The sequence below is a fragment of the Mucilaginibacter sp. 320_HR genome (assembly GCF_059691875.1).
In genome coordinates this window covers 496,286-522,608 of the sequence record NZ_JCAWAI010000003.1, presented here as the reverse complement: position 1 = coordinate 522,608, position 26,323 = coordinate 496,286, and the positions used below count along the sequence as shown (strand labels likewise).

General features: G+C 45.2%; 25 protein-coding genes. 13 read left to right on the top strand and 12 right to left on the bottom strand.

The genetic code is table 11. The annotated features are described in order from the left end of the window. Window positions 1-10: 10 nt before the first annotated feature. From AC59GT_RS12900 to AC59GT_RS12875, 6 genes are all read right to left on the bottom strand, one after another. Window positions 11-997 (bottom strand): glycoside hydrolase family 43 protein, encoded by a 987-nt coding sequence (locus AC59GT_RS12900; RefSeq protein WP_497238019.1) that lies wholly within the window; start codon window positions 995-997, stop codon window positions 11-13. A gap of 2 nt (window positions 998-999) precedes the next feature. After that, window positions 1,000-1,743 carry a YdcF family protein gene (locus AC59GT_RS12895; protein ID WP_497238018.1) on the bottom strand — a complete coding sequence of 248 codons (744 nt, stop codon included), beginning with the start codon at window positions 1,741-1,743 and terminating at the stop codon, window positions 1,000-1,002. A gap of 499 nt (window positions 1,744-2,242) precedes the next feature. Next, a complete protein-coding gene (locus AC59GT_RS12890) occupies window positions 2,243-2,875 on the bottom strand; it encodes a gluconate 2-dehydrogenase subunit 3 family protein (protein ID WP_117383394.1) in 633 nt (210 codons plus the stop codon). A 3-nt stretch (window positions 2,876-2,878) separates the two neighbouring features. Beyond that, a complete protein-coding gene (locus tag AC59GT_RS12885; RefSeq protein ID WP_497238017.1) occupies window positions 2,879-4,612 on the bottom strand; it encodes a GMC family oxidoreductase in 1,734 nt (577 codons plus the stop codon). Window positions 4,613-4,656: 44 nt separating this feature from the next. Then, complete coding sequence (locus AC59GT_RS12880; protein WP_117383396.1) at window positions 4,657-5,319, bottom strand: 3-keto-disaccharide hydrolase; 663 nt, start codon at window positions 5,317-5,319, stop codon at window positions 4,657-4,659. Window positions 5,320-5,479: 160 nt separating this feature from the next. After that, window positions 5,480-6,490 carry a hypothetical protein gene (locus AC59GT_RS12875; RefSeq protein WP_497238016.1) on the bottom strand — a complete coding sequence of 337 codons (1,011 nt, stop codon included), beginning with the start codon at window positions 6,488-6,490 and terminating at the stop codon, window positions 5,480-5,482. 171 nt (window positions 6,491-6,661) lie between these two features. Here AC59GT_RS12875 and AC59GT_RS12870 point away from each other — a divergent pair, with 171 nt between their 5' ends. The 3 genes from AC59GT_RS12870 (at window position 6,662) to AC59GT_RS12860 (ending at window position 10,046) form a co-directional block, all read left to right on the top strand. Further along, on the top strand, window positions 6,662-7,906 hold the full coding sequence (locus AC59GT_RS12870) for a DEAD/DEAH box helicase (RefSeq protein ID WP_497238015.1): 1,245 nt from the start codon (window positions 6,662-6,664) through the stop codon (window positions 7,904-7,906). 84 nt (window positions 7,907-7,990) lie between these two features. Then, window positions 7,991-8,866, top strand: a complete 876-nt coding sequence (locus tag AC59GT_RS12865) for a TIM barrel protein (RefSeq protein WP_497238014.1) — start codon at window positions 7,991-7,993, stop codon at window positions 8,864-8,866. Window positions 8,867-8,927: 61 nt separating this feature from the next. Then, window positions 8,928-10,046 carry an alpha/beta hydrolase fold domain-containing protein gene (locus AC59GT_RS12860; RefSeq protein WP_497238013.1) on the top strand — a complete coding sequence of 373 codons (1,119 nt, stop codon included), beginning with the start codon at window positions 8,928-8,930 and terminating at the stop codon, window positions 10,044-10,046. A gap of 3 nt (window positions 10,047-10,049) precedes the next feature. On the opposite strand, the gene AC59GT_RS12855 is transcribed toward AC59GT_RS12860, so the two are convergent. From AC59GT_RS12855 to AC59GT_RS12845, 3 genes are read right to left on the bottom strand one after another with little or no spacing between them, the layout of a single operon-like run. Continuing rightward, window positions 10,050-10,826 (bottom strand): molybdopterin-dependent oxidoreductase, encoded by a 777-nt coding sequence (locus tag AC59GT_RS12855; protein WP_497238012.1) that lies wholly within the window; start codon window positions 10,824-10,826, stop codon window positions 10,050-10,052. Next, the gene (locus tag AC59GT_RS12850; RefSeq protein ID WP_497238011.1) at window positions 10,816-11,517 is read right to left on the bottom strand and encodes a cytochrome b/b6 domain-containing protein; all 702 of its coding nucleotides are present in this window, start codon (window positions 11,515-11,517) and stop codon (window positions 10,816-10,818) included. Before AC59GT_RS12850 ends, AC59GT_RS12855 begins: the two co-directional genes overlap by 11 nt. 36 nt (window positions 11,518-11,553) lie before the next feature. Then, the gene (locus AC59GT_RS12845; protein WP_497238010.1) at window positions 11,554-12,357 is read right to left on the bottom strand and encodes a DUF1223 domain-containing protein; all 804 of its coding nucleotides are present in this window, start codon (window positions 12,355-12,357) and stop codon (window positions 11,554-11,556) included. A gap of 177 nt (window positions 12,358-12,534) precedes the next feature. Between AC59GT_RS12845 and AC59GT_RS12840 the strand changes: the two genes are divergently transcribed. From AC59GT_RS12840 to AC59GT_RS12825, 4 genes are all read left to right on the top strand, one after another. Continuing rightward, entirely contained in the window at window positions 12,535-13,110 is a 576-nt protein-coding gene (locus AC59GT_RS12840) for a sigma-70 family RNA polymerase sigma factor (protein ID WP_497238009.1), read from the top strand. Next, window positions 13,111-13,383, top strand: coding sequence for a hypothetical protein (locus AC59GT_RS12835; protein ID WP_497238008.1), 273 nt, complete (start codon window positions 13,111-13,113; stop codon window positions 13,381-13,383). 140 nt (window positions 13,384-13,523) lie between these two features. Next, window positions 13,524-14,039 carry a hypothetical protein gene (locus AC59GT_RS12830; RefSeq protein ID WP_497238007.1) on the top strand — a complete coding sequence of 172 codons (516 nt, stop codon included), beginning with the start codon at window positions 13,524-13,526 and terminating at the stop codon, window positions 14,037-14,039. A gap of 36 nt (window positions 14,040-14,075) precedes the next feature. Continuing rightward, complete coding sequence (locus tag AC59GT_RS12825; RefSeq protein ID WP_497238006.1) at window positions 14,076-15,164, top strand: DUF5700 domain-containing putative Zn-dependent protease; 1,089 nt, start codon at window positions 14,076-14,078, stop codon at window positions 15,162-15,164. On the opposite strand, the gene AC59GT_RS12820 is transcribed toward AC59GT_RS12825, so the two are convergent. The 3 genes from AC59GT_RS12820 to modA are packed head-to-tail and all read right to left on the bottom strand — an operon-like array spanning window position 15,143 to window position 17,220. Next, a complete protein-coding gene (locus AC59GT_RS12820) occupies window positions 15,143-15,784 on the bottom strand; it encodes an ATP-binding cassette domain-containing protein (protein ID WP_497238005.1) in 642 nt (213 codons plus the stop codon). The two genes, AC59GT_RS12825 and AC59GT_RS12820, sit on opposite strands and share 22 nt — an antisense overlap. Further along, window positions 15,781-16,452 (bottom strand): molybdate ABC transporter permease subunit, encoded by a 672-nt coding sequence (modB, locus tag AC59GT_RS12815; RefSeq protein ID WP_497238004.1) that lies wholly within the window; start codon window positions 16,450-16,452, stop codon window positions 15,781-15,783. The genes AC59GT_RS12820 and modB overlap by 4 nt, the downstream gene beginning before the upstream one ends. 3 nt (window positions 16,453-16,455) lie before the next feature. Then, entirely contained in the window at window positions 16,456-17,220 is a 765-nt protein-coding gene (modA, locus tag AC59GT_RS12810; protein WP_497238003.1) for a molybdate ABC transporter substrate-binding protein, read from the bottom strand. Window positions 17,221-17,332: 112 nt separating this feature from the next. On the opposite strand from modA, the gene AC59GT_RS12805 reads away from it, so the two are divergent. The 6 genes from AC59GT_RS12805 to AC59GT_RS12780 all read left to right on the top strand — a co-directional run bounded on the left by AC59GT_RS12805 (window position 17,333) and on the right by AC59GT_RS12780 (window position 26,301). Then, entirely contained in the window at window positions 17,333-18,184 is an 852-nt protein-coding gene (locus AC59GT_RS12805; RefSeq protein ID WP_497238002.1) for a glycoside hydrolase family 16 protein, read from the top strand. Window positions 18,185-18,199: 15 nt separating this feature from the next. After that, on the top strand, window positions 18,200-19,432 hold the full coding sequence (locus tag AC59GT_RS12800) for a glycoside hydrolase family 5 protein (protein ID WP_497238001.1): 1,233 nt from the start codon (window positions 18,200-18,202) through the stop codon (window positions 19,430-19,432). 272 nt (window positions 19,433-19,704) lie between these two features. Further along, a complete protein-coding gene (locus AC59GT_RS12795) occupies window positions 19,705-21,612 on the top strand; it encodes a 7TM diverse intracellular signaling domain-containing protein (protein WP_497238000.1) in 1,908 nt (635 codons plus the stop codon). A 559-nt stretch (window positions 21,613-22,171) separates the two neighbouring features. Next, on the top strand, window positions 22,172-24,046 hold the full coding sequence (locus AC59GT_RS12790) for a glycoside hydrolase family 30 beta sandwich domain-containing protein (protein ID WP_497237999.1): 1,875 nt from the start codon (window positions 22,172-22,174) through the stop codon (window positions 24,044-24,046). 79 nt (window positions 24,047-24,125) lie between these two features. Continuing rightward, window positions 24,126-25,358 (top strand): family 16 glycosylhydrolase, encoded by a 1,233-nt coding sequence (locus AC59GT_RS12785; protein WP_497237998.1) that lies wholly within the window; start codon window positions 24,126-24,128, stop codon window positions 25,356-25,358. Window positions 25,359-25,416: 58 nt separating this feature from the next. Continuing rightward, on the top strand, window positions 25,417-26,301 hold the full coding sequence (locus AC59GT_RS12780) for a hypothetical protein (RefSeq protein WP_497237997.1): 885 nt from the start codon (window positions 25,417-25,419) through the stop codon (window positions 26,299-26,301). Window positions 26,302-26,323 lie beyond the last annotated feature (22 nt).

Here is a 26,323-nt window from a genome sequence, read left to right as displayed (position 1 = left end):
GTTTTAGGCATCACTTTATCTTTCTGGCAGTTACCCCTTCGTTGGTAATTATAACGGGCTTAATTGTGCCATCGGCGTTAAATATCATCTTGTCTATACAGGTTACCCGGTGGTTAGCATCTGTTTCGGTTAAAGGGCGACGGTGATAAACAATATACCAGTCGTTTGTTCCTGGTACATTAATTACCGAATGGTGGCCTGCACCGGTTGCAACTTTAGCATCTTGCGCCAGTACAGTGCCTATTCTCTTGAACGGACCGTTGATGTTATCAGCTATAGCATATGCTACACGATAGTCAGGACCAGTCCAGCCGCCCTCAGACCACATGAAATAATACTTTTTGTTGCGTTTAAACATCACCGGGCCTTCTACATATCCTTCAGGGGTAATCTCCTGATAGGATATATCATCTTTATAGGTAGATATCCCAGTAAAATCAGCTTTAAGTTTGGCAATGTTACAGTGACCCCAGCCACCATAAATTATGTAGTATTGCCCATCGTCATCTTTAAACACAAACTGGTCAATAGGCTGGGCTTTGTTGTGGAACTTATCTATCAGTGGTTTACCTAAATAGTCTTTAAACGGGCCTTCTGGTTTGTCGGCTACAGCTACTCCTATCCCGCCTACAGTCTCGTCATTCTGTATGTCGTTTGCGGCGAAGAAAAAGTAGTATTTGTTTTCTTTTTTTACAATTGCCGGCGCCCACATTGCTCTTTTTGCCCACTTAACGTTTGATGAGTCAAGTACGTTGCTGTGCTTGGTCCAGTGTACCAAATCGGGCGAGGAGAAGGCGTCGAAATGTACCTGGCTGTTGTACTTGTCTGAATATGTTGGATAGATCCAATACTGTTTTTCGAAAATGGTAGCTTCCGGATCTGCATACCATCCAGGAAAAATGGGATTGCCTGATGTTGTTTTGCTCACCGGCTTTTGTGCAAACGCAGTGTTAAACGAAATTGAAGCCGAGACAGCGAGTATAAATAGTCGTTTCATAGTTATTTTAGTACAGCTACAACGTAGCCTATTAGCTCTTTTATATAGAGGTTCCACTTATCATACGTGACAGAGGAGGGTAAAAAGTCGTATAAAGATAAGGCACTCTTTAATGTTTTATAGTCGCATGGGTAACCAACTACCTGTAAGCCTTCCTTTTTAAATATAAGTTCAGCACGTTTCATGTGAAAAGCAGAGGTTACCAGCAAGTAGGGCGGCTTTAAACCTGCTTTTTTAATAATTGCGTGCGATAAAGATGCATTCTCAAAAGTATTGCGTGCTTTGCTCTCAATCAAAACGGCAGAGTCTACAAAGCCTTGTTTGTGTAAAAGTTCGCGGACATACGCCCCTTCCGAAAAAGCCGAAGGGTTCAGGTTCCCATTGCCGCCGGTCATGAGCAAGTGAGATGCTGTTTTGTTTTTTAGCAGCAGGGTAGCCTGCGTGTAACGATCTTTAGAGTCGTTTAAAAAACCATGCCCGCTTTCGTCCTCAGAAACAAAGCCACCTAACAAAATAATGCAGCTGAATTTTCTGTTGCCGGGATTATAAGGTTCCTCATCCCATCCGCGTGCGTAAAGGTTTAAAAGCAAAGGATTGCCAAACACATATAACAATGCCACGCCGGCAATAAGCAGCTTATACCGTTTTTTAGGACTTTTGGTGATGATGGCGTAAACCAACATGCCAAAGGCCCACAAAAACGGCAGTATAAGGATGTAGAGCACTTTGGAGAGTATAAAATACATGATTTTATATTGGCGGTACAATTTAACTCATTTTTATGTAACTGCATGTAACCAATAATTAATTCTATACGTCAAACTTGCCAAACTTGTAATAATCTAAGTGAATGAGAGTATTGTATCCACACGAGGAGTGGTACTTATCAGTGGTTGAAGTGAGCTGAAATGATTATTTACCAGCCAAGCCCAGCGGAGCAAACCTTCTATGAGTTTATGCGTAAACAAGCTCAGAGGATGTAAGGCAGCTAGAAACAAGTAAGATAAATACAGCCTTGGACAGAAAATAGATAATTGATCCGGACAACCGCAAACAGAAAACAACAAGTTTGATATAGATTCGGTAAGGAACATCAAATAGAGGGTGATGTAAGAGGCAAGCCCAGGGCGTTTTAGCTTCGGGTTTTGTCTTTTTACTTGCTAAAGGTCAAAATTAAAAAGGGTGGAACAAATATACTTGTCCACCCTTTTTGTTAAGAAGCCTCCATTAGCATAGCGGCAAGTATTACATAACAAAGTTTTCCAGCCCGTATTGCTTTAATACATCAGCAGGTACACCTTGCCAGCGGTTAGGTGCATTCCCGGCAAATCCCAGGTCTTTAATGCCTATTTCACTGGTGAAAAAACCAGTTGCGGTAAGGTCACGCATGCGGTTAAAGAAGGCGACACCCTGCTGCATTTCGGGCTTTGCCTTTTTAGGATAAGCAATCTGGTCTACTATTTCCAGGCGCTGCGCTTCCGAGCATGCGGTGAAAGCCTTACCATACCTGTGCAGGCACTGTGTATCCAGCCAGCGTATACCTCCACGCATTGGCAGTTTATGGTCGGGAATGTCTTTTACAATAAATTCAATAAAGTCGGGCACCTTAGCGTCTGTTGCGCTGCCAGACTTACCATCCTTAGGAATGATGATATCCGCAAGGATAGCAATAGTTGCCATCTCATGCTCGTTAAAATATTTCTCTGCCTGTAGCTTTTTGTCACGTTCTACTTCTTCGGGCTGGCGGCCGGCAGTAGCTTCGTTAGCCTGTTCGGTGCTTTGCGGAGCGTTCTTGTCTGTAGGTTTACAGGCGTCAAGCAATACCGTTGCCGATAATGTACCAAAGCCAAGGGCTTTTAGGGAGTCGCGTCTGTTCATGGCTTATACGTTAAGTTTTTTACGTTGCGATAAAATGTATTCTGCTGTGCGCATGCTCAATGCCAGGATGGTCCAGGTGGCGTTCTTATCGCCTTGCTGTACAAACGGAGCGGCATCTACCACAAACAGGTTAGGGCAATCCCAAGCCTGGCAGTACTTGTTAAGCGCTGATTTTTTTGGATCGTCGCCCATACGGATAGTACCTACCTCATGGATGATCTTACCCGGCGCCTCTAAACCGTAATTGGTTTCAGGGCCTTGTTTCGGGCCATGTATAGCACCCATATTGTGCAGTATCTCCTCAAATGTGTCCTGCATGTGTTTGGCCTGGTTAATTTCGTCGTTATTCCAGGTGTAGTTAAAGCGCAGTACCGGGATACCATACTTATCTACCACATTCGGGTCAATCTCACAGTAGTTCTCCTTACGGGCTATAGCAGTGCCTCGGCCTGCCATGCCAACGCCTGTACCAAAGAAACGGCGGTAGTCATCTTTAAGAGAAGCGCCATAACCTCCGGCTTGCTTTATTTTACCATCACGACCTGCTACTGCGCCGTTCATGCCTTCCATACCAAAGCCAAAACCATAAGATGGCATGTGCATGCCGCCGCCGTATTCTATGTGGTACCCACGAGGGAAGTTTAGTTTTTTATTATCCAACCACCAGGGCGAATAAATATGTACGCTGCCCACACCGTCTTCGTTGTAACGCTTACGGTCCATTAATTGCGGCAGAAAACCGCCAGCGCTTGAACCTGTAGAATCATGCAGGTATTTGCCCACTACTCCGCTGCTATTGGCTAGACCACCCGGATGTGCAGATGACTTAGAGTTAAGCAGAATACGTGCAGACTCACCTGCGCTTGCACCAAGCACAACGGTTTTAGCGTTTACCTGGTACTCCTGCATGTCTTCTTTATTAATATAAGACACGCCGGTAGCAATACCATTCTTGTCGGTCAATATCTCCCGCACCATTGCATTGGTGATCACTTTAAGGTTGCCGGTTTTTATAGCCGGGATAACCAAGCATGACGAAGCCGAAAAGTCTGCGTATACTTTACAACTACGGCCACATTGTCCGCAGAAGAAGCACTGGCCGCGGTCTTTATTGCCCGGAAGCGCCTCGGTAAGTACCGAACCCCGGCCAGGGATAGTAGTAACACCAGCTTTACGCGCGCTTTGGGTAATGAATATTTCGTTCAAACGAGGTTTTGGCGGTGTCAGGAAGATACCGTCAGGTTCGTTCTCCAGATTTTCTTTGGTGCCGTATACACCTATTAGTCGGTCAACTTTATCGTAAAAAGGTTTTACATCATCGTAAGTGATTGGCCAGTCATCTGTAAGGCCGTCTTTAGCTTTAAAGTCATGAGGACCCATACGTAGGGAAATACGGCCCCAGTGATTGGTACGGCCGCCAAGCATACGCGAACGGAACCAGTAAAACTCTGTTTTATCTTTGGTAGTGTAAGGTTCACCGTCAATTTCCCAGCCGCCGTAAGCAGCGTCAAAGTCACCAAACGGGCGGGTTGTACTTGCGCCACGACGCGGCGACTCCCATGGCCATTTCAATTGTTGTGAATCCGTCTTGGGGTCAAAGTAAGCGCCGGCTTCCAGCATCAATACTTTAACTCCTGCATTAGCCAGTACATACCCGGCCATACCACCGCCTGCGCCAGAACCTACAATAACAACATCATACGTTGTGGCTGATTTTTTTATCTGAATATCTTCCATATTTATCTTACGTGCTCTCTGTAATTGCTTGTGGAAGCCTTAGCTTATAACTGTTTAAGTTTAATGTTTTTGTAAGATACCACTGCGCCATGGTTTTGTAGCGCGATGTGGCCGCTTGGGTATTTGGCAAACTTATCCCAGGTTTTAAATTTGCTGTTGTTTAGCATTTCGGTCCACTCGGGGCTACCCATTTGTACGTTAACGGTCTCAACGCCGTTAAGCCAAAAGGTAAGGTGGCCTTTGTCTTTGCGTATTTTAGCAGTATTCCACTGTCCGGCTGGCTTAGCGGCTGCAGGCGCAGCTTTCATATCGTATAATGAACCTGCCAGGTGGCTTGGTTTTTTGTTGTCTTCAGCCTTTTCGTTATCCAAAACCTGCATTTCGATACCTGTAAGGTAAGTAGCACCAAGCGCAGGATCTTCATGCACCCCGAAGATGATACCGCTGTTACCACCTTCTGCAATTTTCCAGTCTACGGTAAGCTCGTAGTTTTCGTACTCGCCATCAGTAACAAGGTCGGCTGCGTCAGTAGCTTTTGGGTCAAGCTGCAATGCGCCGTCAACTACGCCCCAGCCTCCGGTGCCCGGCTTGTTGTAAGCGTGCCATCCTTTGGTGGTTTTTCCGTCGAATAATTTAACTGTTTTTTGTGCAGATGCAGTGAGCATGCATGCTGATAACGCGAACGCGCTCAAAAGTATTTTCTTCATGGGTAATTTGGTTTAGCAGCAAATGGGGCTGCTGTGTTAACTGGTTGCTAAAGTAATATTTATTTCGATTGCTGATTAAATAACGCTAAATCAATCGAAAAAATTACAGTTACACTTAACCAATATGGCCCAATAAACTTAACGCTTAAAGTACCCGAAGCTACCTACTCAACAAAAAAGACAGGCCAGAAGCAAGCCCAACAGTTACATACCCGTAGCTGTCCTGAAAGGAGAAGTTGTAATCGTCCTGGCCGCGGTACCCACCGCCACCCATAACGGCTACATCTTTCAGGAATGGCAGATGGTAGTAATATTTAAGCCCAATGTTCAATCGTTTTTTGATGTCGAAGGCGCCGTAGCCGTTGTATTTGTCGGCTATATAAGTGAGGTCTACTTGCAGGCGTTGCCAGTTTTCAAAGAGTTTGCTATCCTTCTTAATTGGATCTTCATAGCTTTTTGCAATGTTAAGCATATAGCTGCCATTAACGCGTACCCACCCATATTTGCCTGGTAAGCCGGTAGCATAACCTTTACCGAACAGGCCGCTGTGTAACTCAATTCCAACGGTTTTATATTGATTAATGATCCGGTTTGTTTTATCAGTACGTTTACCCACTGTATAGTTAAGGGTGTAAAAGTTGGTAGAGAACTTGCCACTGTCTACATTAAAACGGCCATCAGGAAGTACTGTTGGCCCGCGTACCCCATTGGAGTGATGGGTGTAACCGCCTGAAAGGAACTCCGGATGGTAGACATCATGATTTAACCGGTAGAAAAGCTGTATGCCGGGCATATAGCTGGGTGATTTTACCGGTGCCCCGGGTGTTGCAAGCAGCCTGATTTTTACCCTGGTAAAAGCATTTATGAATAAACGCGACTTAGGGGTGCTGTAAACCACAAAGTTGGCAACCACATCTGCCACCAACTGAGTTTTTACTTTTTGGAAGTATTCATTGCCGAAGGTGGATGACCGCAAATTTTGTGTGTAGATGTCGTTGAAGTCCCGGTTAATGAGGCGTGTCGCGATCAGGCTGGTTATGGTATCTTGCCGTATGGCTGTGCCTTGCACCTTAATGGTGTCAACGCTGGTAGCAAGTAGACGGGAGGCAGAGAGCAGGACTAAAACAAAGGCAATTACCGACGTTTTAAGGGGTATAAATTTAGCAGACATTATTAAATTAAGAGCGGGCTATGTTGCCCGGTAAAATTACAGCCTTTAACAATTATTGTTTTTGACACACCTGTGCAGAATTGAAAAGAGACGTTTACCTGACATAACAAGCCGTATTTACTATTAAACCAACAAAATACCTATCTTGCACTTTTACCATAATAACGATAAGTGACTTTCCAGGAATTTAATTTTGACGAACAACTACTAGAAGGGGTACTAAGCATGGGCTACACCAATGCAACCCCCATACAGGAACTTGCAATACCTGCTATAATGGCCGGTGACGACCTTATAGCCTGCGCGCAAACAGGTACCGGCAAAACGGCATCGTACCTGCTGCCGGTGCTAAACCACATAGCTACCACACATAAGCATAACATTAGCGCGCTGGTATTGGCACCAACCCGCGAGCTTGCCCAACAGATAGACCAGCAGGTAGAAGGGTTGGCCTATTTTACAGGCATTAGCTCTATTGCCGTATTTGGCGGAGGAGATGGTATTGCTTACGAGCAGCAGCGCCGCGGCATTCAGAACAATGTGAATATCTTGATAGCCACCCCAGGCAGGCTCATAGCCCACCTTACATCAGGCGTGTTAAAGCTTAATACCGTTACCCACCTGGTGCTGGACGAAGCAGACCGCATGCTTGACATGGGTTTCCAGGACGACATCATGCGCATCATTAGCTATCTGCCTAAAAAGCGGCAAACACTGCTTTTCTCGGCAACTATGCCGGGTCGCATCCGTACCCTTGCTAAGGCTATCCTTAACGATCCGCAGCAGATCAATATCGCGATTTCAAAACCTGCAGAAGGTATTGACCAGCAGATATACCGCGTTCACGATGGTCAGAAGATGCCGCTGCTGAAGAAAATACTTAAAGAAGGCGGCTATTTAAGCTCCATTGTTTTTGCGTCCCGAAAGGAAATTGTAAGGGCGATATACAAGGAACTCAAGCAAGCCAATTTAAGTGTTGCCGCCTTCCACTCGGACCTTCAGCAAAACGAGCGCGAAGAGATACTGCTAAAGTTTAAGAACAAGCAACTACCTGTAATTATTGGTACCGATGCGCTTTCGCGCGGTATTGATGTGGAAGGGATAGACTTAGTAATAAATTACGACGTACCACCCGATCCGGAGGATTATGTACACCGCATTGGCCGTACTGCAAGGGCAGCCACCAAGGGTACTGCTATAACATTTGTAAACGACCGCGACCTTCGGCGCTTTAAAACCATTGAGGCGCTGATAGAGCGTACGCTGGAGCCAAAAGAATTGCCGGAAGAGCTGCAGTCTATTGAGGCGCCAAAACAGGAGAGGCCGCACGATGGGCCTAAGAACGACAAACGGCGCAGGCCTAACCGTTATAAAGGAAATAAAAAGGATAATAAGCCACGCCCTGCGGCTAATTAAACCTTGTAAAATTTGTGTGGTCTATTTGATTGTAAATGTCAATGCGTTACATTTACACAACAAACCAACTAAACACTAAATAAAATGACTTCCAGACGTTCGTTCCTAAAAACTTCGGCGATGCTTGGCGCAGGGCTTATGATGTCGCCCGAGCTTTTCGCACGCAACAAAAAATACATTGGCTTACAGCTGTATACCGTGCGTGATGCTATGGGTAAAGACCCTAAGGCAACCCTCGCTAAAGTTGCGGGCGTTGGCTTTAACTCTGTTGAGGGCGCTACCTACACAGGTACGCAAAAATTTTACGGGATGGAGCCTGCAGAGTTTAAGCAAACACTGAAGGATAATGGCCTTATAATGCCAAGCGCACACTATATGCTGGGCGAAGGTATGCCGAACACTAAAGGAACCATTGTAAACGAATGGCAGAAAGCGGTTGACGACGCTGCTGCAGTAGGTTTAAAGTACATGGTTTGCGCTTATCTTTTAGATAACGAACGCGGCACATTAAGCCACTACAAAGAGACTGCGGCAAAATTGAACCATGCCGGCGAAATTTGCAAAAAAGCAGGTATACAGTTGTGCTACCATAATCATGATTTTGAGTTTAAGCAGGAAGACGGCAAATACCCGTACGAAATGCTGCTGAACAATACCGATCCTGACCTGGTAAAGATGGAGATGGATATTTACTGGATATACAAGGCAAAGCAAGATCCTATTGCATTGTTCAACCGCTATCCTAAACGTTTCCCTTTATGGCACGTAAAGGATATGGATAAAACCCCTAAACAAATGTTTACCGAAGTTGGTAACGGGGTAATTCCGTTTAAAAACATTTTTAAAGAAGCTAAGAAAGCAGGTTTAGACTATTTCTTTAACGAACAGGATATTTGCCCGGGCGATCCGTTCGACAGCATCACTAAAAGCTATTCTTATATCAAACAGAATTTGGTTTAACTAGACATTATACAATGAGGAAGCCGGATCTTTTGTCCGGCTTTTTTATTTTGCAGCCTTTATGGTAAGACTGATCTTAAGCGTGTTGCTGTTCCTGGTGTCGTTACTGGTTGTTTTCGGCGCTCCCGAATACCATGTATGGATGCTGGCAGTAGCTGTTAACTCCTATCCGCTAGTATTTGCCGGAGTAACGTTTATACTGCTGCTATCTCTTATTTCGCTAAGAAGATATCGTTTACCTGCAGTGTTAATAGCTTTAATTGCTTTTGCGCTATTTCTTTATCCCGTTGTTAACACCTGGTCTGTCGCAAGACGTCTGCCCAAAGCTTTCAACAGCGCCTTTAAAGCCACGGAAGCTAAAGCAATGTCCTATAAACCATTTAGTTTTTTGCAACTATTAAAAGGTACGCCAGCGGTGCCATTTAAAACCATCACCTACGACAGTGCATCTCATCTTACGTTTGATTACTACCGCAATAGTAGACAACAAAAACAGCCCTGCGTGGTGGTTGTTCATGGCGGCTCGTGGAGTGGTGGCAACAGCAGGCAATTACCAGGGCTAAATGGCTACCTGTCTATACGTGGCTACAATGTGGCGTCTATTAACTATCACCTCGCCCCGAAATACCGGAATCCGGTTCCGGTTGAAGATGTGAGGCATTTAATTAACTATTTAAAAGCAAATGCGACAGAGCTGAATATAGATACCGGCAGGTTTGTGCTTTTAGGACGGTCGGCAGGGGCGCAGATAGCCTTGCTTGCTGCTTATGCGCGTCCTGATAAAAACATAAAAGGAGTAATAGATTTTTATGGACCTGCAGATATGGTGTGGGGCTATTCTGTACCGGCAAATCCGTTGATCATGAATTCAAGGAAGGTGATGCAAAACTATATAGGCGATGCATATGAGAAAATGCCTGATAAGTACGCTGCTTCTTCACCGGTGTTGTTTGTAAATGAGCGCACTGTGCCCACACTCATCATACATGGAGATAATGACGTGCTGGTATCACCGCTACACAGCACAAAGCTGGATTCGGTGTTATCTAAAAACAAAGTACCACACTTGTTGGTGCAACTGCCATGGGCAACACACGGGTTTGATTATAACGTAAACAGCCCGGGCGGACAATTATCTACTTATCTGACGTTGCGGTTTTTAGAGACTGTTTGTAAATAGTCGCTACAACCCTGAATAATAATCATACCCCTGTTCTGCCCAGTAATCGGGAGGCCGGTTGTTGCTGAAGGTTATGCTGCCAATTCGCTTTAAGTTTTTGATGCCGTATTTTACGGGGATGATCAGCCGAAGCGGCGCGCCATGTTTAGCAGGCAGGGGCTTGCCGTTCATCTCATAAGTAAGAATGGTTTGCGGATGCATCGCGCTGGGCATATCTAAGCCTACGTAGTACTTTTTGTCAGGCGTCATCATACCTACATAGTCCAGCTGTGTTTCTTTAGCCAGGCCAAAATGTTCTATAAAGTCGATAAACTTAACGCCTCCCCAATATTGTATCTGGTCCCAGCCCTCTACGCATTTAAAGTCGAACACGATCTCAGTTTTAGGCAGGGCTTTTATTTGATCTATGGTTATGTTCAGCAATTCACCGGTGCTTTTCTTTACCTGCAGTGCCCAGTCTTCAGGTGCCGCGCCGCCGTTGCCTATATCGCTGTTATGGCGCACCTGCTTTGCTGCCATTTCTTTAGGATAGGTTTTAACCAGGTGATTGTTGCTAAAGAAATTGCGGAAGAAGAGCTCTGTTTTATTCAGTGCTTTTCGCAGCGGTGCCTTAGCCCCTGATGTAACGCCGGATACTTCTTTAGGGGCGGTATAAAGTGCCCGCCAGCCTTCGTAAGCGGCAGCGGATAATACACCAAAAACCCCGAACGATATAAAGTTGCGGCGACGGATCTTTTGATCCACTGTAAGTTCTTTCTTTTGCTTTGCCTTATTTTCCATCTTCTGCAGGGGCTTGTGGCGCAACGGCCGGTGTGGGGGCTTCGTTCACAACTTCAAAGCCGGAGATCATCGAACGAAAGTTGTTCCAGCCTGCAAGTATTACCTGTACAATGTGAATAATAAAGAAAAGTACGTATCCTATTGTTAAAACGAAGTGTTCTACCCGGGCGGCATGGTACCCGCCGCAAAGCCAGGTAAGCCTGTTAAACTGCACCGGCTTGTAAATTGCAAGGCCGGTAATAAGCGAACCAAGCCCCATTATAATGATAGCTGTATAGGCAATACGCTGTGCAGCATTGTACTTTTTTTGCGGTGGCGCCATTTTACGGATGTGCAGATCATGCAGCAGTACCAGCCAGGCCTCTTTAAAGGAGTGCCGGTTGGGTAGCAATTCCCTCCACGCGCCGGATATCATTGTGTATAAGACATAGAGGATACCGTTTATGACGAAAAACCACATAAACAAAAAGTGAAAGGACATTCCCTCTGCCAGGCGGCGCGGCACATGCAGGGCGTTATAAAAGCCCTGCGGAAAGAACCGGTAATAGGTATGGCCGAACAGCTTAATGGAGTATTCATCGTTAGCCCAGTAGATAAGCAGCCCGCTCCATATCATAATGGTGAGTATCGGGAAGTTTACCCAGTGGGTCCACCGCATTAGCAGCGAATGTTTTTCTTTAATTGCTTTCATTGTGAGGCTCGTCGTGTATTGCAAATATCAGATTATTTAGTTGCTTGCCATCATGCCCGTTTGCAGCGCCGATTTTGCTGCTGCCAATATCTCCCCGGTAGTTGTGTTTTGCACAAAACCTATTATCTCGTACTTGCTGCCGGTAAAACCTTTTGGTAGTGTAAATTGTACCTGACCGGCTTTATCAGCGGTTAGGCTAACGTTTTTAAGCTGGCTTACTATCTGTACGTGAGATAAAGTACGCCCGCCGTTCTCGCCGCTTTTTACCTCGGTTGTGGCGTTCTTTTCTATTAGCGCAACAACAAGCGAGCTGTTTGCTGAGGGTTGTTTTGCACTATAATTAACGCTGATACCGGTAGCTGAGATCTTGGGATCAGCCAACGTAAGTTCTGCTGTTGTTTGTTTGTTAAGGCCCGCGGTAATGGCATTGCGCAGCGTACCTTCCTGCGAGCCGACAAACTCTTTTTGGCCATTGACAACTATCTGCGGCGTATACACCGAACTAGTGCGCAGCCAGTTGGCATAAGCATTTTGACGTTTAGAATAATCGGCGCTGCTGAACGGATCTTTCCAGCCCAGGCGGTTCCAATAGTCTACGTGATAGGCTAAAATGTAAATGGGCCTGTCTTTAATTTCTTTTTCTATTTTAGCTATAACGGCATCGGCAGGCGGGCAGCTGGAGCAACCTTCGGACGTAAACAGTTCTACAACGGCAAAGCCCTTGTTATCTGTACTAAGTTTAGTTACGTGTTCTTTAGGTGTGCCTTTTACGAACGCGGCAGTTATAAAGCCAAGGGTTAGTATTGTTATAATCAGCGGAAGTATTTTCAAAGGTTTCATGTGAATGTATTTATACCGCTTAGTAGCTGTGCGTTTAATTTCCTTACAAATAAAGCTACATTTATTTAGCTCTATTTAATTTACGTAATAGCACAAGCGCCAATCTCAATAAAAATGTAAAGATCTTGTAAGGTTTTACAAGTCTTTACGACAAAGCTTTATCATACGACCGATACTATGACGATGCCTCCCAACGATCATCAGCCCGAGCCGCGCAATTGGGTAAAAACCTATGCCGACTATTTATACGCTTACGCGATAACTCGCGTACGCGACGAGGAACAAGCGCGCGACCTTGTACAGGAAACCTTCCTTGCCGGTCTGCAGGGTCTTGACAGGTTTGCGGGAAAAAGTTCTGAGCGTACCTGGCTTACCGCGATACTGAAAAATAAGATAATGGATGTTTACCGCAAGAATTCATCAGGACTAAAAACAACGCCGTTGAATGTTGATACGACCAGGGACAAAGATTTCTTTGGCGATGATGGGCACTGGATGCCTGAGCATGCGCCACAACCCTTCGGGCTCGATCAGCAGGATGCGCTGAATACAAAGGAGTTTGATTCTGTACTGAAGAAGTGCATGCAGAAGCTGCCAGGATTGTGGGCATCGGTATTTACCATGAAGCACCTGGATGACGAGGAAACAGAAACTATTTGCACAGAACTGAAGATAAGCCCTTCTAATTACTGGGTGATTATACATCGTGCGAAGCTGAACCTGAGGGCCTGCCTTCAGAAAAACTGGATATAAATGAGCAAACTAAAGAATATAGTATATAACTGCCGCAAGGCCACTTACCTGATAGACAAACGTATGTTGGGCAAGATAACCGTACGCGAAAGTGTGGAATTACGCATACACCTGCTGCAATGCGATGTGTGCAAGCTCTATATAAAGCAAAGTGCTAAAATTAATGAGATGATTAAAGCACTTCTGAGAGCAGAACCGAAGGAAATTACACTGGATGACAGCTACAAAAAGCAGCTCGAAATTCAGGTAAACGATGCTCTGAATAAAAACTAAATATTATGTAAGGTTTGCCCGGCATTAACGACAAAGCGGAAAATGATTGGGAGGTCGTTTTTGTTTTTGTTGATGAGGGGCGGCAACGCCCCTTTTCTTTTGACCGGAAATTGCTACTTTGCAAATACAGGATTTACGCCATGAGGAACATTCTATTTATTCTTTTTCTTGCCGTTGCTTTAAACGCGACCGCGCAGGATGCTGCTCCCAAACAAACATTACAGTTTGCTATTACTGGTGCTGTTGAGAAGGGATCGTTAATTACGCCGGACTCGCTTAAGCTATATAAAACAGTTGTAATCGGCGACATAAACGTAACTGACCATACCGGCGCACTGAAGCATAAGGATGACAATCTGAAAGGCGTTTTGCTGAGGGATGTACTATCACACACTAAATACAAAAGCAGCAGCCCTAAACTGCTCAGCCGCTTTTACTTTGTTTGCACCGGCGCAGATGGCTACAAGGTAATATACTCCTGGAACGAGCTTTATAATACTACTGTTGGCGACAAGGTATTTATCATCACGGAGAAGAATGGAAAAGGCATAAACGAGTTGCCCGAAAGCATTCAGATGACATCTGCCGGAGATTTTAAAACCGGGCGCCGGTACTTACATAATTTACTTAAAATTGCAGTAGAAGAAGTTCAATAAAAAGAAATGTGTTTAAGTAGGATTAAAAAGTACACAATGACCTTACTGCTGCTATGCTTTTATGGAGTAAGTGTTGCAGGACAAATAAAAACCGGGCCTGTGATCAACGTCACAGTGGACTTTGAAAGTGCCCGTATAATTACTGGTTTACTTGCCGGTAAAAAGGTTACCGATGAGCAGTTAACAAATGCTGCTCAGGCTTTTGGCAGTAAACAGCTTATTGCTAAGGTGAAGGGCTACAGTGGCGCCGGCGAAGATAAGTTTAAAAGCACGTTGAAAGAGATTATAGAGACCGGTACAATCAAGGGCGACGACAACTATAACTGGAAACTTGTAAAAGCGAACTTGCCTCAAATACGTTTACTCATCAACAAACTGGCGGCAGATCAGAAGAGCTTTATTGCCGATGTAACCAGGACAATAGAAACATATACGCCAGCCAGCATTAATGCTAATGTAAGGGCATGCTTTCTGGTAGGTGGTGGATCGCTGGGCTTCGTGCTGAATGATGGCAGCATCTTTAACGTAGCCCTGCAAAAAATTGGAAACGATTACGAAGGGTTAAAATACCTGGTAGCCCACGAACTCTACCATTCGATACAGGATGCTGGCCGCACATTGCGTAAAATTAACGCTCAAAAAGGAATCCCTTACAACGCAAAGGCATCATGGGCCATTGCTTACAACATATGGAGTGAAGGCACCGCTACGCTGGTAGGCGATATAACCAGAATTGCTAAGCCAGAGCCATTTACCAAAGTAGAGCTGGAAGAGGTTAACAAGAATTTAGGGCGTAAGCGTCAGAACTTTGTACTTGTTGAAACAATGCTGTTTAAAGCCTACGCTGATACAGCAACGCACGCTTATAACGAACTTTACAATATTGGTTTTACCACCGCCTATGATGAAGCCGGCTACTATGTTGGTTATGAAATTGCAAAAAAGCTGCAACAATTTAACGGTACAGGTGCGATTGCCGATCTTATCACTAACGATCCGCTGGTGATGTTTGAGGAGTACATCAAGCTTTACAACGCGCACCCGCAGGATAATACTTTCATTCGCTTCGATGCAACTACAGAGGGTATTATTGCAAGCCTTGCTCAGTGGAAAGGTAAAATATAGTCTTCTCCTATTAATAATTCATTGCTTGCAATTTCCTTCAACTCCTGTGGGTTATGGCTCACTATAAGCACGGTTGCGCCCAGCTCTTTAAACACGTTGTTAAGGTCAGCAAGCAACTCTGTCTTGGTTTTTACATCCAGTGCAGAAAAGGGTTCATCCATCAGCAAAACTGCTGGCTTAATGGCCAGTGCCCGTAAAATCGCCAGCCGCTGCTGCTGTCCGCCCGAAAGGTGGTTGGGCTTATGATTGGCAAAGGCGTTTAGTTTGCCTATTGCAAGTAGCTGTCCTATCCAGTCGTTATCGGTAGTTGCATAGTCGAGGTGCTGCCTTACCGTCATGTTCGGGAACAGCGCATAGTCCTGGAAAACAAACCCCGTGCGGCGTTGCTGAGGCGTAAGGTTTATTTTTTCTGCAGCATTAAACCAAGTTTGTGCGTTTACCACAATGTGGCCATTGTCCGGCTTAATCAATCCGGCTATCATCTTTAACAAGGTGGTCTTGCCCGCTCCGGAAGGCCCGGTGATCAGGTTAATACTTCCTGTGTTAAACTGCTTTTTAATTCGCAGCACCTCTGTGCCGCTGTACGCCTTTAGCTTCTTTTCTATATCGAGAACTATCATTCTAAAGGGCTTTTTGCGTGATACTTATTATAAATGAATACCCCTGTCACCATAACAAAGGTAATAGCGAACAGCACCAGCGAGTAGTTGTTGGCTGCCGTATAGTCCAGTTGCTCTACGGCATCATACACGGCTATGGAGGCCACGCGTGTTACACCGGGTATGTTGCCGCCTATCATCAGCACCACGCCAAATTCGCCTAAGGTATGGGCAAACGTTAGTACCGCAGCAGTGAACAGTGAGGGCTTTATGTTGGGAAGCAGCACGTGCCAAAAGGTTTGCCACTTGCTTTTACCTAATGTATACGATGCCTGTGAAAGCGATAACGGCAGCTGTTGCAGTGCCGATTTAACCGGGCTTATCATAAACGGAAGGCTGTATATTAAAGATGCAATCACCAGTCCCTTAAATGAGAATACAAACTGCACATCAAACGTTTGGTATAGCCATTTACCCAGGCCTCTGCTGGGGCTAAAAGCCAGCAGCAGGTAAAAGCCGAGTACAGACGGCGGCAGCACCAGGGGCATGGTGATCAACGCCTCTACAATGATCTTAACAAAAGACCGCCTGCCAGACAGCCACCAGGCTAGCGGCAGGCCCGCAACCAGCAGCAGGAGTGTAGTAATACCGGCGAGTTTAAGGGTAAGCCAAATAGGGGTAAGATCCATCAGTTACAATACATGGTAACCATATTTAACAATTAGCTTTTTAGCTTCTGCTGTAAAAATGTATTTATAAAATTTAATCGCGGCAGCATTGTCTTCAGCCCCTTTCAACAATATCATTCCCTGCTCAATTGGTGGATAAGTGTTTTCCGGGATAGTCCAACCTACCAGGGGTATTTTGCTGCTGTTCTCCCTAAAAAAAGAAAGGGTTGTAAATCCGGCGTTCACAGCATCGGTGCTTATATATGTATTTACCTGGCCAATACTTTCGCCCACAACCATTTTGCTTTTTAGCTTATCGTAAACACCCTGCCGTTTCAAAGCCGCCTCTGCAGCCTTACCATATGGCGCCACAGCCGGGTTTGCTATGGCAAAACGCGTTACTTTGTCTGACAGTAAAATGTCCCACCATTTTTTAGATGAGATCTTGCGCCGGCTGCATAAAATAAGTATGCCCCGCGCATAAACAACGGGCGCACTGGAGGCAAAGCCATCCTTGAATAACGCTTCCGGAAGTTCGGTATCAGCCGACATAAAAATGTCAAATGGCGCTCCGTTCCTTATCTGCGTAGCCAGGGTGCCAGACGCCGCTGATACCGGTTCTATAAGTATGCCTGTCTTCTTTTTAAAATCCTGCTGAAGCACTTTGATCACCGGCTGTAAGTTGGCGGCTATAGCTACCCTTACAACCTGCGCAGATGCTCCGCTGCTTACTACCAGGCCTGTTACCAGTAGTACCACGTAGCGCATTTTACTAATCAAAGCTTTCATAGGCAACAAATAACGCACATTGCTAATGTATAACCAACAACAGCCCTTAAATATGTCCCTTAAAATGGTTATATTTGTTTTGCTTACACACCAATATAAACTCTTACCGCTTATGAATATCTCCCGTGCTTTACTGGCATGTGCAGTTTTGTCTGTAGCTTTTTTTAGCTGCGGTAAAAAGAATGATGCCACCCCCCGGACGCCAACAGTTGTACCCCCGGCAACTGTTGAAGATAAAGGTTGGGCATTTGAAACCACACCTTATTTTGCAGATGAATTTAATGTTGATGGTGCGCCAAATACTGCAAGCTGGGGTTATGACAACGGTGGTGGTGGCTGGGGTAATAACGAACTGGAATATTACACGCCGGCCAATGTTGCTATTGCGGCAGGCAAACTAACCATTACTGCAAAGAAGGAAGCCATGGGCGGGCTTAACTATACATCTACCCGGTTGGTTTCTAAAGGGGCCGGCACCATGAAGTACGGTCGTGTGGAGGTAAAAGCAAAGCTGCCTGCCGGCACGGGTACCTGGCCGGCAATATGGATGCTGCCAGATACTTATGCTTACGGCAACTGGCCAAACAGCGGCGAAATAGATATTATGGAAATGGTGGGGTTTGATCCCGGTAATGTTCATTTTACCGTGCATAATCAAACCTACAACGGAGCTAATGGTAAAGGCGATTCTAAAGTGATTGCCACTGCCAGTACTGATTATCATCTTTACCGGGTAGACTGGACACCTTACGCTATCCGCGGCTATTATGATGATGCCCTGGTATTTACTTACGTAAATAATAATGGCGGATCGGCCACCTGGCCTTATGATCAAAACTTTCACCTGCTTTTAAACATTGCGGTTGGCGGCAGCTGGGGCGGGCAAAAAGGTGTGGATGATACATCCTTTCCTACTACTATGGATGTAGATTATGTGCATTTTTACAAAATGATTGATAAATAAAGTCTACCTGTTTTAATGAAAAAAGTATTACTTCTGCTGGCTCTGCTTTATACAAGCATTAGCAATGTTTCCGCACAACAAACAAAATTTATTTCTACCAAAGGCAAAGATGTTATTGGTACAGATGGCAAGCCCTTCCTTATTCGCGGCACCAATTTGGGTAACTGGCTGGTTCCTGAAGGGTACATGTTCAAATTTGAGGATGCCAGCTCACACCGGCTTATTAACCAGGCGATAAGCGAACTGGTTGGTCCGGAAGAGGCTAAGCTTTTCTGGAAAAAATTCCTGGAGAACTATATTACACGCGATGATATCCACTTTCTGAAGGCATCAGGTATGAATTCTATACGGATACCGTTCAACTACCGCATGTTCACTACCGAGGAGTACATGGGCGGCAATGACCCTAACCGTGGCTTTGCATTGCTGGACAAGGTGATTGGATGGTGCAAGCAGGAGAATTTGTACGTACTATTGGATATGCACTGTGCGCCCGGCGGCCAGACCGGCGACAACATAGACGACGGCTTTGGCTACCCGTTCCTGTTCAAAAGTACTGCAAGCCGTGCACAGGCGGCTCAAATTTGGAAGCGCATTGCAGATCATTATAAAAATGAGCCGACTGTTATGGGTTATGATTTGTTGAACGAACCTATTGCACACTACTTCGATGTGAACGACCTTAACCCACACCTGGAGCCTGTTTACAAAGAGCTTACGGCTGCCGTACGTTCTGTAGATAAAAATCACATCATCTTTTTAGGTGGCGCACAATGGGATAGCAACTTTAAAATATTTGGAAAGCCGTTTGACCCTAAACTGGTTTACACTTTTCATAAGTATTGGACAGATGCTTCTGTAAAAGTTGTACAGGAATACATCGATTTTCGTGACAAGTATAACGTACCCATCTATGTAGGCGAGACCGGCGAAAATACCGACGAGTGGGTGCGGGACTTTCGCCTGGTATGCGAAAAGAACAACATAGGCTGGCATTATTGGCCATACAAAAAGCTGGACAGCAGCCGTGGTATTATGAGCTTTGATAAGCCTGATGGTTACCAGGAAGTGATTGACTATACGCAAAAACCGCGTACAACCTTCAAAAATATCCGCGACGCTGCACCAAAAGATCGCGAGAAAATTAAGCAGGCGCTTTATGCTTTACTGGAGAACTGCAAGTTTGCCAACTGTAAACCACAAAAAGGTTATATAGAAGCGTTGGGCTTAAAAGTGCCTGCGAGGTAGCGTTTTTGGTGGTAAGTAGTGCTTATGAGAAATGGTTCTGCCTTATCAACGTTAGTGGATGTTCATTTCTTTTGACACCAAAAGAAACGAACCAAAGAAAAGTGCCGGCTACGTTACGTTCTGTTAAAGTTAGTGCTTAGGCAATGCTTGTACTACCCGAACGTTCCTGATGCCGGTTTTTGAGTACTTGTTAAGGCACTGCGGGATTAAAATTTTCACCCTCTTTGTGCAAAGCAACGTAGGAGGTTATTAATATAGTTAAGCATTATAATATGGTAAAATTTTACCAAAAACTATTTCTTACGTTGTTATCGTTAGCAGGGTTTTCCTTTTGCTATGCACAACCTGTTTTGCATGTTACCGATAGCATAAGGCAGCACGTTTTCCGCAAAGGGGATATAGCATGTTACCAGGAGAAAGGCAACAAGCTGGAAATTACAGATGTGGCAAGTGCGCGGTTAGCGGATAAATTTGTACGCAGCGCGGTAGTCACCCCGGAGATACATGATCCTGCAAGTACGTATTGGTACCGAATTAAAATTGACCGCTCCGGCTCTGCAAAGAACAGCTGGCTGCTTGAGTTTTTCGACCAGACGATTGATAGCATTACAGTCTTCTACCCTGGCAAAAATGGTGTTTACCAAGCATCGTTATTAGGAAGTAATCGTCCTTTTTTACAACGGCCATATACGCATAAAAACCTCATTTTTAATTTAGATGGCGAGCCGAAAGGCGAGGTTACCTACTATTTAAGAATAAGATCACAGCAATCTGCAAACGTCATTATTGTTTTACGTGCAGTAAACTACTTTGTAAGTTACGCCCTGGACGAGTACTTCTATTTCGGGATATTCTACGGAATGATCCTTGTATTCGGTCTGTACAATTTCATGATGTTTATTGCCATGCGCCAGCGGCAATATCTCTACTACATTGTGTACAACCTCAGCATCGGCTTGTACGAAATGTGTACGGATGGTATTGCTTACCAGTACCTGTGGCAAATGGCACCTCAGTGGAACCATTATGCTTATGGGATAGCATTGTTCCTGGCCAGTACATTCGCCATGCTCTTTGCCCAGAGCTTGCTCAATCTTAAAGAGAATGCTCCACGTTTTAATAAAGTGCTGCAAGCCATAATTGTAGCCCGCACAGTATTTTTCGTGCTTTGCCTGTTTGTAGACCGTCACCTGTTTACTTATAAGATTGTAGAGTTTATACCGTTGTCGGTAGCGTTTGTATCCGGTTGTTATGTACTGTATATGGGGTACCGGCCGGCGCGGTTCTTTGTAATCGGGTATAGCTTCCTTTTTATAGGCTTTATAATAAAAACGCTTATTGCGCTAAATATGTGGGCCTTGCCGGTAACTGCTTTTAACTTTTATAGCCTAAGCTTCTGCTTCATAATGGAGATGCTGTTCATCACCTTTGCCATTGGTGACAGGCTGCGCATACTAAAGCGCGAGAAGGACGAGACGCAGCAGCGGATGATAAAACAACTACAGCAAAATGAAGAGTTGAAAGACATCCTGAATAAAAAACTTGAGGGGCAGGTGGCAGAGCGCACGAGCGAACTGGTAGAGAAATCCAACCTGATAGAGCTGCAGAACCAGGAGCTTACCGAAGTAAACCAGCTACTGCAGCAGCAAGCCGAGGAAATATCGAGAATGAACGTTCTGCTGGAAAAAGATAACCAGTTGCTGCACCAGGACATAGACAAAGTAACACACGACAGGGTGATGCTTGCCGAGGTGGACTTTGAAGAGTTCAGCAAAATATACCCGGACCGCGAGACTTGCTTTAAGTTTTTGGCTGAGCTTAAGTGGGACAAAGGTTATGCCTGCCGCAAGTGCAGCAGCGTACAATATAGTAATGGCCACCTGCCTTACAGCCGCCGTTGTTCCAAATGCGGATACGAAGAATCTGTTATCGCGTATACGATCCTGCAGAATACCCGTATCCCGATCAATAAAGCGTTTTACATGATCTTTCTGATGTACTCCACTAAAGGTAAGATATCATCACATAAATTGTCAGAGATCCTATCCATTCGCCAGAGTACGTGCTGGTCGTACAGCACCCGTATTAAGAAGGCTATGGAGAGTATGAAAAAAGAACTGAAGACTGCCGGAGCCAAAGGCTGGAGCAAGTTGGTGATAGACACATCTGCCGAACAGTAAAACATCTTTTTTCCTCTACTAGTCTGTTTTTTGCGAAATAGAGCAAAACAAATATTTAAATTTTCTTTGCTGGTTTTTGGTGTTCAAAAAAGTGTGGAAATTGAAGGTTTTTGCTCATGATTTTAAACACCGCAAGCGTCGTGTCAACGATTGAGGAGCTTCGTGTTGTGCCCAAACACTCGCCGCTTTCCTGATATCAAATATTTGCTTAAAAATTAACCCGTGAAATAAGCGTATCGTAACTATTTTTAAATTTTTTCTAAAGCAGGTTTAATTTATTTAAACCTGCTTTTTTGTTTATCAACAGCCGGATGTAAGCGTATCAAAGTGTACATAAATGCTTATTTATCAATCATTTGTAGTTGTTTTCTCTTGTTTGTAACGTAAAAATTACTTTAAATTTGTTTCAACCAGTTATACCTGCATCAGCCTCCTCATTATAAAAAACACGAAAGATCTGCGCCAACGTTATAAGCGGGATCTTGCTTTGCTGTTAAGCAATAGTTTAGTGAGTGCGGGTAAATGCATCATAAAAAGCATATAAACCAACCAATAACTTATGAAAATTAACTACAAATTTAAACTTCTTGCGGCTGCAGTAGTTACCGCAGGACTGTTTGTAAATGCCTGTAAAAAGGATGTCGGGTCTCAAACTCCGGGGAACACAAATGCGTCAGGAACTACCGCCCGGGCTGCAAATGAAACGGTAAGTGCTTGGCTTACAAAGGGTGACCAGTCCAGCTTACTGGCACAAAGCACCCTTAACTTTGCCGCAGATGCGGGCACGAACGCTAACACAGTAACCGTAGATGAGAATGTTACTTACCAGGGTATAGACGGCTTTGGTTACACCCTTACCGGAGGGAGCGCCAGCCTGTTAAATGGCTTAGGGGCTAATCAAACAGCTGTATTAAATGAGCTTTTTGGCACCGGTAATGGACAAATAGGGGTGAGTTACCTGCGTATTTCCATCGGCGCATCCGACCTTAGTTCTTCCGATTTCACCTACAACCAAACAGCAGGTGACGTCAACATGAATAACTTCAGCCTGGCTCCGGAAAACGCTGATTTTCTGCCTATTCTGAAGAAGATCGTAGCAATTAATCCTAGTATTAAGATCATCGCCACACCGTGGACAGCACCTACCTGGATGAAGGTGAATACCACAGGTAATAACGGCTATACAGGCGGCAGTCTTAACACCGCTTACTATGATGCTTATGCACGGTATTTCGTAAAGTACATACAAGCAATGAAAGCGCAGGGCATAACCATTGATGCTATAACGCCTCAGAACGAGCCACTTAATCCTTACAATAACCCGAGTATGGTTATGCAGGCGAACGAACAGGTGACGTTTATTAACAACAACCTCGGTCCGCAATTGCGTGCCGCCGGCCTAAATACAAAGATCATTGCTTACGATCATAATGCAGATGTACCAAGCTATGCGACAACAGTGGTTGGGCAGGCTGGTCAGTATGTAGATGGGTCGGCGTTTCACTTGTATGCAGGCAATATCAGCGCGCTTACGGATGTACACAATGCATATCCCAACAAGAACGTCTACTTCACCGAGCAATGGGTTGGTGCGCCAAGCAACTTTGCCGGTGACCTTAACTGGCACGTTAACACGCTCATAATAGGCGCTACACGTAACTGGAGCCGCAATGTGCTGGAGTGGAATCTGGCCGCTGACCCTAATAACAACCCACACACCAACGGTGGCTGCAGCACTTGTTTAGGCGCTATCACCGTAAGTGGTACATCTATTACCCGTAACGTTGCCTACTACATCATAGCTCATGCATCAAAATTTGTAAGGCCTGGAGCTGTGCGCATTAGCTCTAATATTGCAGGGAGTATCTCGAATGTAGCTTTTAAGAATAGCGACGGCTCAAAAGTGGTTGTAGCGCTTAATACCGGCAGCAGCACAGTAAGTTTTAAATTAAAATGGGGTGCCGAGTCTTTCACTTACAGCCTGGCTGCAGGTGCAGTAGTCACCTTCAAATGGAGCGGTACGCAATCAACAGGCGGGGGCACCGGAACAGGGGCCCCAATTGGTTCTACCATCACACTTAAAGGGTTTAACAACCAATATGTAAGCAGCGAAAATGGCACGCAGCCAATGAATTGCAACCGGGCTACAGCAGGGGGATGGGAGCAATTTACCGTGGTCGATGCCGGCGGCGGCAAAATAGCGCTGCAAAGCCAGGGTAAATATGTCTCCTCAGAAAATGGTGCACAGGCTATAACCTGTAGTCGTACTACTATTGGCGACTGGGAGAAGTTCGACTGGGTACCCACTGCCGATGGCAAGGTCACGTTCCGCGGTAACAATGCAAAGTTCATCAGCAGCGAAAACGGGACACAGGCCATGACCTGCTCTCGGGCCACAGCATCCGGCTGGGAAGCTTTTGGTGTGAATCAGTAAATTCTTACACCGTCAGCCTCTTAGGTTATAATAAGCTGGCGGGTTCTACAGCACTTAACCAAATACTAATACCAATTTTATGAAAAAGCAATTATCTCACTTTCTTAAAAGTACCGGCATCTTGCTGGCGCTTGGCGTAATGGCTGTATCTTGTAAAAAAGATGTAAGCCGGTCTGGGGTTGATGAGCTTACAGCGCCTTCCGGCAGTGCAACTACAACTTCGCCCCGTGCTTTAACACTGGTTTGGAGCGATGAATTCAACGGCACCACCATTGATGGCAGCAAGTGGAACGTTGACAACGGCAACCCAAATGTAAACAACGAGAAGGAGTATTACCAGGCAGCCAATGCTGCAGTAACAGGTGGAAACCTGGTGATTACTGCCAAAAACCAGAGTATGGGCGGCCAACCATACACATCTGCAAAGCTTAATACATCCGGAAAATTCAGTATTAAATATGGTCGTATTGAGGCCAGGATAAAGCTGCCAGCCTTCCAGGGGAGCTGGCCTGCATTCTGGATGCTCGGCCAAAACATAGGTCAGGTGGGCTGGCCGCAGTGTGGCGAAATAGACATAATGGAGCAAACCAATACCAGCAATACTATACTGGGTACCATGCACTGGAACAACAATGGGCATGTGTACTACGGCAACAGCATTACCGCTACCGCTACTGATTACCACGTATATGCCGTGGAGTGGGATGCAAACAGCATAAGGTGGTATGTAGACGGAACCTTGTTCAACACCGGCAACATCCAAAATAATATTAACAATACAGAAGAGTTCCACCTGCCATTCTACATAATCCTGAATCTTGCTGTAGGCGGAGATCTGCCAGGCAACAACATTAACAACGGCGCACTTCCTGCTAATATGTATGTAGATTACGTTAGGGTGTATAACATTACCAGCGGTACAGGCAGCACAGCACCTATAGGGCAAACGGTAACGCTTAAAGGTTTTAACAACCAATATGTCAGCGGCGAAAATGGTACACAAGCTATGTGGTGCAACCGCCCGACTCCGCAGGCATGGGAGCAATTTACCATTGTAGATGCAGGTGGTGGTAAAATTGCCTTGCAAAGCCAGGGTAAATATGTCTCCTCAGAAAATGGTACTCAGGCTATTACCTGCAACCGTACTAGTATTGGCGATTGGGAAAAGTTTGATTGGGTACCAACCAGTGATGGAAAGGTTACTTTTAGAGGAAGTAACGGTAAATTCATTAGCAGTGAAAACGGAACAGCGGCAATGACGTGTTCGCGCGCAACAGCATCAGGTTGGGAAGCCTTCGGGATCAATCAATAAAAATATCTGTAAATTACAGCCTGCCTTACCAATGGGCAGGCTGTTTTATTTCTTACTGATGAGAATACCGCTTGCCTTCGCGTGCTTATTGTTCAGCTTTGTTTACGTGCGTGCGCAAACGGTTCCGAAGGTCCAATGTGACGTAGCCGTGGGTTATGAGCAACAGAAGCTTGACTGGTCGATAGCAGGAAACAGCCAGGGTCAAAATCCAAACATTTATTCAGAATTAAAGTGGAAAAAGCTTGGTGGCATTGCTCTTTCAGCCGGAGCTCAATGGAACATTACCGGGCGCTTTATGCTGATGGGGAGCTATTCAAATAGTGCCATAAGTGCTGGTAGTGTTACAGATAACGATTACAGCAGCGATAACCGCACAAACAGGGTGTATAACGAAACGTTTGATGCCGACCAGGGGTTTAGCAGGAGTGTTGCCGGTGGATTGGGTTTTATCCTGATAGATAACAACAGCCTTAGTTTAGTGCCTTATGTTGGTTACGGAACAAGTAAGCAATCGTTGCACTTGCTGGACCGCTCCGGCCAGTTTGCTGATCTCAATAGCTCTTATCAAACGAACTGGAAAGGGCCTTTTGTTAAACTTGCAGCTGTGGCAAAGTTAACATCAAAGCTTAATTTAATGGCTGATTTCACGTATAATCAGGCTGATTACAACGCCAAAGCAGATTGGAACCTTATCTCAACCTTTCGGCATCCGGTGAGTTTCAGGCATACCGCTAAAGGCTATGGCTTAGAGGGCAACACATCTTTCGCTTATCAGTTGGTTAAAAGATTTGCCATTAACCTGGGTGCTGGTGTTTATCACTGGGAAACGGGAACGGGTATTGATGAACTTTACCTTTCCTCCGGCACAGCTGAACAAACGCAGCTAAATTGCGTTAACAGAAGTGGTTATCGGCTTTTTGCGGGCGTTATTTTCAAGTACTAACGGCTGTTCTTTTCAATTTTTT